This is a genomic window from Hyphomonas sp., assembly GCF_022844445.1.
GTDB lineage: Bacteria > Pseudomonadota > Alphaproteobacteria > Caulobacterales > Hyphomonadaceae > Hyphomonas.
Genome location: NZ_JALHLS010000024.1, coordinates 20,342 through 28,016, shown reverse-complemented (window position 1 = coordinate 28,016; position 7,675 = coordinate 20,342). Strand labels below are relative to the sequence as shown.

Below are 7,675 nucleotides of genomic sequence, written 5' to 3'. Positions count from 1 at the left end.
CGCGTGAGCGCTCCGGCCTTCCTTGATCCGGATAGGTTCAAACCCTGACCTTCAGCCTTCTGACGGGCGCCGCCAAGGTCGCCCCTGCAAGAGCGTCGGCCTCACGCACTTCCGAGGCTGCGTCCAACATGGCTGCGGCCGCGGCTGTAGAGGAAGTAGACCGCAAGCCCGATGACCGTCCAGCCAAGGAACATCAGTTCGGTGTACCCGGACAGCTGGAAGAACAGGAAGACGCATCCTGCCGCAGCCAGCGGGCAGATCAGCCAGAAGAGCGGCGTGCGGAACGGACGGGGCCGGGATGGGTCCGTACGACGAAGGATCATCACGCCAACCGCCACAGTGAAGAACGCGAAGAGTGTTCCCGAGTTGGAGATGTCTGCCAGCTTGCCCACCGGAAACAGCGCGGCGAACAGCGCAACGAAAACGCCCGTGCACATGGTCACGATATGCGGCGTGCCGTATTTCGGATGCAGCTTCGAAAACACATCGGGAAGCAGGCCATCTCGCGCCATGACGAAGAAGATGCGGGTCTGGCCGAACATCATCATCAGGATAACCGAGGGAAGCGCAATGCCGGCCGCGATCGCGACCAGGTCGCCTGCCCAGCCATGGCCGATTTCACGCAGCACGAATGCCAGCGCATCATCTGATTGCGACAACTCGCCGCCAGGCTGTGCCCCGATCGAGCCAATCGCACCAGCCGCGACCAGCAGATAGAAGACGGTGCAGATACCCAGCGAACCAATGAGCCCGATGGGAATGTTGCGTTGCGGATTGATTGTTTCCTCAGCCGCGGTTGAAACCGCGTCAAAGCCGACATAGGCGAAGAAGATCGACGCTGCCGCTGCCGCGACCCCCACCGTGACCATGTTGTTGGAGATGGGGTCCATCACTTCCCTGGCAAAGAAGCCGTTGGGACTGAAAGGTTCGAAATTGGCGGCATTGATCGCAGGAAGTGCGAACACGAGGAACAGCAGCAGCGCCGACACCTTGATGGCCACCAGTACGGCGTTGAAACGCGCGCTTTCCTTGGTGCCGACAATCAGCAGCGCCATACAGACCAGGCCGATCAGCATCGCAGGGATGTTTATGAGGCCCGGGTCGTCGTCAAACGGACCTTTGACGAACGTGTTCGGAATGGAGACGTTGAATATCTCCTCCGCCAGCTTGACCATGTAACCTGACCATCCGACCGACACGGCGGACGCGGCAATGGCATATTCCAGCACCAGTGCCCAGCCGACGATCCAGGCGATGATCTCGCCAAAAGTTGCATAGCTGTAGGTATAGGCAGAGCCGGAAACCGGCACCATCGAGGCAAGCTCGGCATAGCAAAGCGCCGCAAGAGCACAGACAACGGCTGCAATCACGAAGCTGATCATCATGGCAGGCCCGGCCTTGTTGGCAGCCTCTGCGGTCAGAACGAAGATACCCGTTCCGATGATTGCGCCTATGCCGAGCATCGTTAGCTGGAAGGCGCCCAGCGTGCGTGTGAGCGATTTCTTTTCGGCCGTCGCAAGGATGGCGTCGAGTGATTTAACCCGGTCAAAGATCATGCGGATTTCCTGATATGTTTCCGTTGCGGGCGCTTACTGCGCCACTCCCCGTTATGGTGGCGAAACTAGCGGAACCGGCGCCGCGCGCAAGGTGCAACCTGAAATCCGCCCAATCTTCGAAGGTCCTGCCCCGGATTTTCACGCTGGGCGTGAACTGCGGCGCGGAATTCGCCATTCAGGGCATGGCCCGCCCGGAGGGTCAGAAGGAGAAGCCCGGCAGGGAATCGAACGCTTTCTTGAGCGCTTCGCCCCAGCCTCTGGAGATGCTCTGATAATAGGGATCTTCCCCCTCGATCCGCTTGGACAGGCCGAGCCGCAGCGCATCCTTCTCGACCACCTGCAGGTCCAGCGGCAGGCCGACCGAGAGGTTGGCCTTGATGGTTGAATCGAAGGATACCATCAGCAACTTGGCCGCGTCCTCGAAGCTCATGGCGGGATTATAGGCCCGCACGAGGATGGGGCGGCCGTATTTCGTTTCCCCAATCTGGAAGTAGGGCGTGTCGTCGCTCGCCTCGATGAAATTGCCCTCAGGGTAGATCATGAAAAGTCGCGGTTCCATGCCCTTGACCTGCCCGCCGAGGATGATGGTCGAATTGAAAGCGGAATCGGCTTTCTGGCCCGTGGGCGAATTGGACTGGATGACCTCGCGCAGCGTCTCACCGACATACCGGGCGATCTGGAACATGGTCGGCATTTCCAGAATCGATGGCCGCCGCTCGGAAGGGGCCTTGGTGCGCTCCTCCAGCAGGCTGACGACAGACTGCGTCGTGGCGAGATTGCCGGCGGTCATCATCACCAGCGTTCGCTCGCCCGGGACCTGCCAGGTGAACAGCTTGCGGAAGCGGGACACGTTGTCGACGCCCGCATTGGTGCGCGTATCGGACATGAAAACCAGGCCGCGATTGAGCTTGAGACCGACGCAGTAAGTCATTTGAGTGAGTAACCGTGGGGCGAATTTCTTATTGTTGTTGCACCTGTATCGACACATCGAGCGATTCGCTCGCGGCGCCGAACCGCATGCCAGAAACGGGCGCGGCCTCCCGGTAGTCAAGTCCTGTCGCCACGCGAACATAGCGGCTGTCGGGCGAGATGGCGTTGGAAACATCGAAGCCGACCCAGCCCAGACCCTCGACATAGGCCTCGGCCCAGGCATGGCCGGCGTCCTGCTGGATACGGTCGTTCATCATCAGGTAGCCGCCGGCATACCGGGCCGGATAGCCCAGCAGGCGGGCCGCAGCGATGAATACGTGGGCGTGGTCCTGACAGACCCCGTGGCCCCTTTCGAGGGCATCTTCGGCGCGCGTATCGGCATCGGTCCAGCCCGGCTCGTACTGGATGGCATCGCGCACAAGGCCGGCGATCGCATGCAGGCGAGGAAGATCGCCGCCAGAAGCATCCGGAGCAGACTTTACCAGTCGGCGCAGCAGCGGGCCCGGCCGCGTCAGCAGCGTCGAGCGCTTGAACAACCAGAGCGGCGTGAAGCCCCGATGCATGCCGATGACCCCCGCGCGGTCTTCGACGTCCACTTCGCCTTCAGTGGAGATGACCAGCTTCTCTGCGCCGGCATCGAGGCTGATCAACTGCACCCAGTTGGCGTTGTGGTCTTCATACTCGGCCTCGATGCGGCCGCCTTCTATGTGATGCTTCCAGCTCAGCACCTGCTGACCGATGCGCGATTTCGGCGTCTGGCGCAGCTGGAAGAGGCCATACGAGACGGGCGCTGTGTAGCTGTAGTGCGCACTGTGATGGATTTTCAGACGCATCGATCTTCCCTCATCTGTTGAATCGGAAGTCTTCCTCGACGTGACCGGCGAGGGCGTTGTTGGACTGGATGAAGCGGGTGAGGAATTCGTGGAGACCGCGTTCCATGATCTGGTCTATGGTGAGGTCTTCCAGTTCATCGCGCAATGCCAGTACATGGTCGAGGCTGGGGCGACGGACCGAATAGTCCGAGCACAGATGACCAAGGTTGCCTGCAATCTTGCGTATGCAGTAAAGCAGAGAGCGCGGCATGCGCCGGTCGAGGATCAGGAAGTCGGCGATCGTCAGCGGACGCGTCTCTCCGCCATACAGCCAGCGGAAGGATCGCTCGGCCGAAGCGGCGCGCAGGATGGTTTCCCACTGTACATTGTCCAGCGTCGAGCCAACGAGTTGCACCGACGGGAGCAGCACGTAATACTTCACATCAAGGATGCGAGCGATATTGTCAGCACGCTCGATGAAGGTGCCGATGCGGGCAAAGTTGTAGATATCGTTGCGAAGCATCGTGCCGACGGTGGCGCCGCGCACGAGGGCGCTCTGGTTGCGGATGCGCGTCAGCACGTCCGGCAGGTCGGTCTCGCGCACGGGACGCGCGAGCTCCGACTTCAGCGTGATCCAGGTTTCGTTCACGGCTTCCCAGACTTCGCGCGTCAGCGCGGTGCGCACCAGACGGGCATTGTTGCGCGCAGCTTCAATGACCGAAATGACACTCGACGGATTAGCCGGATCGCGCAGCAGGAAATTGATGACGCTTGGCCCGTCAAACTTGCCGCCCGCTTCGAGGAAGGCGGCGCGGGCCGAGGCGGTGTCGATGATCGAGGCCCACTCGTCGTCGGCATGATCGGAGCGCGTCAGCGCAATGCGGAATCCCGCATCGGCCAGACGCGCGGTGTTCTCGGCCCGCTCAAGGTAACGGTACATCCAGAAGAGGCCGCCTGCGGTCTTGCCCAGCATCGCGCCTAGTCCTCCAATACCCAGGTGTCTTTGGTGCCGCCGCCCTGGCTCGAGTTGACGACGAGCGAGCCCTTCTTGAGCGCCACGCGGGTCAACCCGCCGGGCGTGATCTCGATGCCGTCCGGCGACATCAGCACGAAGGGGCGCAGGTCCACATGGCGCGGCGCAAGGCCGGCACGCGTGAGGATCGGCACGGTGGAGAGGGCGAGCGTGGGCTGCGCGATATAGTTCGCAGGCTTGGCGACCAGCTTGGCGCGAAAGGCTTCGAGTTCCTTCTTCGAGGCAGCCGGGCCGACCAGCATGCCGTAACCGCCGGAGCCATGCACTTCCTTGACCACCAGTTCGGCGAGATGGTCGAGCACGTAGGCGAGCGAGGAGGCTTCCGAACAGCGCCAGGTGGGCACGTTTTTCAGAATCGGCTTTTCGCCGGTATAGAACTGCACGATGTCAGGCATGTAGGAATAGATCGCCTTGTCGTCGGCGATGCCGGTACCGGGCGCATTGGCGATGGTGATGCCGCCGGAGCGGTAGACATCGAAGATCCCGGGCACGCCGAGGAATGAATCCGCGCGGAAGTTCAGCGGGTCGAGATAGTCGTCATCGACGCGGCGGTAGAGCACGTCGATGGGCGTATAGCCAAGCGTGGTGCGCATCGCGATACGCCCGTCCACGACACGCAGGTCATGGCCTTCGACGAGTTCGGCGCCCATCTGGTCGGCAAGGAAGGCATGCTCATAGTAGGCCGAGTTATGGATGCCCGGCGTCAGCACGGCGACGACCGGGCGCCCCTTGCAGGCCGGCGGCGCGCAGGCCGACAGCGAGCGGCGCAGCATCTTCGGATAATCCGAAACCGGCCGCACACGGATTTTCGTGAACAGCTCCGGGAACATCTGCAGCATCGTTTCCCGGTTCTCCAGCATGTAGGAGACGCCGGAAGGCGTGCGGGCATTGTCTTCCAGCACGAAGAATTCGTTCTCGCTGGTGCGGACGAGGTCGACGCCCACAATGTGGGTATAGACGCCGCCCGGCGGCGAGACGCCGAGCATCTTGGGCAGGAAAGCGTCGTTGTTCTCGATCAACTCGACCGGCACCCGCCCCGCCCGCAGGATTTCCTGGCGGTGATAGATGTCGCTCAGAAACGCGTTGATCGCCCGCACCCGTTGCTCGATCCCGCGCGTCAGCTTCGACCATTCCTTGGCCGAGATGATGCGGGGGACGATGTCAAACGGGATCAGCCTCTCGTCGGCATCAGCTGCGCCATAGACGTTGAAAGTGATGCCGGTGCGCCGGAAGAACGTCTCCGCCTCCCGCGCCTTGCGGCGCAGGCGCTCGGTCGGCTCGCCGGCGAACCAGTCGCCGTACCGCGCATACGGCGGACGAGGGCGTTCCCCGCCGCCGTCCATCTCATTGAAAAAAGTCGGAGTTTCTCCCATGCGGGCCACCTTACGCGGGATTCATCGGCGCTCAACGGGCTTCGCCTGCGAGGCACAGTCGGCGAAACCCTGCCCCATACTCAGGCAAAGCGCCACAAGGGCTGCCTGAAAATCCGGCAACCCCTCAAGGCGCGACCGGCACGAGGGGCCAGAAGACCGGAATCACAAACGCGGCGACAACCACGAAGATCCAGTTCAGAGGCGAACCGAAGCGGACAAAGTCCATGAACTTGTAGCCGCCGGCCCTGTAGACCAGCGTGTTGGTCTGGTAGCCGATGGGCGTCGCAAAGCTGGCGCTGGCGGCAAACATGACGGCGACAACAAACGGGCGCGGATCGATGCCGATTTCCTGGGCGAGGCCGATGGCCAGCGGGGTGATCAGGATAGCGGCCGCGTTGTTGCTCATCACCTCGGTGACCATCGAGGTGAAGGCGTAGACGATGATGAGCAGGACCAGCGGGCCGAAACCGCTTGAGATCGTGCCCAGAAACCCGACGATCAGGTCCGCCGCGCCGGTCTTCTCCAGCCCGATGCCGAGAGCCAGCATGCCGAAGATCAGCATCAGGATGTCCCACTGGATCGACTGATAGGCTTCCTGGTGGTCAAGGCAGCCGAAGGCGACCACAGCGGTCGCCGCAATCAGTGCAAGGCCGGCAATCGGCATCAGCTCAATGGCTGCGAGAGCCATCACCAGCAGAACGGCGCCTATCGCGATGGGTGCCTTATCGCGGCGGATTGCGCGCTCGGTGCTTTCAGTGAGATTGTTGAGGACGCCGTCCTCGAACATCTGCCGCATGCCCGCAGGCGGACCTTCAATCAGAACAGTGTCGCCGACTTCGAAACGCAGCTCGTCGATCTGCTTGGCCATGTTCTCGCCGCGGCGGTGGATGGCAAGTACATAGACACCATAGAGGCGCGCGAGGCCCAGCCCGGCAAGTCGGCGGCCGATGAGACGGGATTGCGGGCCGATCACGCCTTCCATCACCACGGTCTCTGTGGTCTGCACCGGCTCGAAGGACGTTGAGGAGTTTGCCTGCGCGCCGAGGGCGATGTTACCGGCTTCCTTGAGGGTCAACATCTCGGAGACCGGCGAGCGCAGCACCATCCGGTCGCCCGCCTGCAGGACAATGGCCTTCAGATTATTGCGAAGTGATAGCCCCTCACGGAACACATCTATCACGGTGAACCCCTTTTCGACCGTGAACCCCGTTTCGGAGATCTTCTTGCCGATGAGGTCTGAGTCGAGGGGGATCAGGATCTGAGCAACGAAGCGACGTTCCTTCTGGTCCGGAAGGAGCGATGTCAGGGATTCGCGGTTGGGCAGAAGAAAGGGACCGAGGATTGCGGTGTAAAGAATGCCCACGCCGGCAAACATCAGGCCCGCAAGCGTGATCTCGAACATGCCAAACGGCGCCATGCCTTCGCGCTGCGCGACACCGTCGACGAGAATGTTGGTGGAAGTCCCGATCAGCGTGGTCGTACCCCCGAAGATCGCGGCGAAAGAAAGCGGTATGAGGAGCTTGGAGGGAGAAATACCGATGGCCCGGCCGAGCCGTATGGCGACCGGAATAAGGATGATCACCACAGGCGTATTGTTGATGAAGGCGGAAAGGACCACGACCGACGCCATCAGCAAGATGACGGCCAGTGTGGGTGACCCTTTCTGCGCAATGCTGGCAACCTTTCGCCCTACCCAGTCGATGACGCCGGTGCGCTCAAGCGCGGCAGACAGGATGAACATCGCCCCCACAGTGATTGGCGCGGCGTTCGAGAAAACGGACAATGTATCGCTGACCGTCAGGATGCCGGTCAGCATCAGCGCGCCCATCGCGAGCAAGGCCACGACATCTGCCGGGACTTTCTCCCGGATGAAGCCGAAGAAGACGATCACAACGAGGACCAGCACAAAGCCGATCTGGAATGCCGAACTTTCTAGGATCGGTGCGAGCATGCAGAATCCTGATCGCCGTT

General features: G+C 61.7%; 6 protein-coding genes. All 6 read right to left on the bottom strand.

Annotated elements, in window-relative coordinates; genetic code table 11:
• Window positions 1-101: 101 nt before the first annotated feature.
• Window positions 102-1,556, bottom strand: coding sequence for an amino acid permease (locus tag Q0C17_RS17505; RefSeq protein WP_291209153.1), 1,455 nt, complete (start codon window positions 1,554-1,556; stop codon window positions 102-104).
• A gap of 199 nt (window positions 1,557-1,755) precedes the next feature.
• Entirely contained in the window at window positions 1,756-2,487 is a 732-nt protein-coding gene (locus tag Q0C17_RS17500; protein WP_291209152.1) for a proteasome-type protease, read from the bottom strand.
• A gap of 28 nt (window positions 2,488-2,515) precedes the next feature.
• On the bottom strand, window positions 2,516-3,319 hold the full coding sequence (locus Q0C17_RS17495; RefSeq protein ID WP_291209151.1) for a transglutaminase family protein: 804 nt from the start codon (window positions 3,317-3,319) through the stop codon (window positions 2,516-2,518).
• A 10-nt stretch (window positions 3,320-3,329) separates the two neighbouring features.
• Entirely contained in the window at window positions 3,330-4,271 is a 942-nt protein-coding gene (locus tag Q0C17_RS17490; RefSeq protein WP_291209149.1) for an alpha-E domain-containing protein, read from the bottom strand.
• A 5-nt stretch (window positions 4,272-4,276) separates the two neighbouring features.
• Window positions 4,277-5,704 carry a circularly permuted type 2 ATP-grasp protein gene (locus Q0C17_RS17485; RefSeq protein ID WP_291209147.1) on the bottom strand — a complete coding sequence of 476 codons (1,428 nt, stop codon included), beginning with the start codon at window positions 5,702-5,704 and terminating at the stop codon, window positions 4,277-4,279.
• Window positions 5,705-5,828: 124 nt separating this feature from the next.
• Complete coding sequence (locus Q0C17_RS17480; RefSeq protein WP_291209145.1) at window positions 5,829-7,655, bottom strand: SLC13 family permease; 1,827 nt, start codon at window positions 7,653-7,655, stop codon at window positions 5,829-5,831.
• Window positions 7,656-7,675 lie beyond the last annotated feature (20 nt).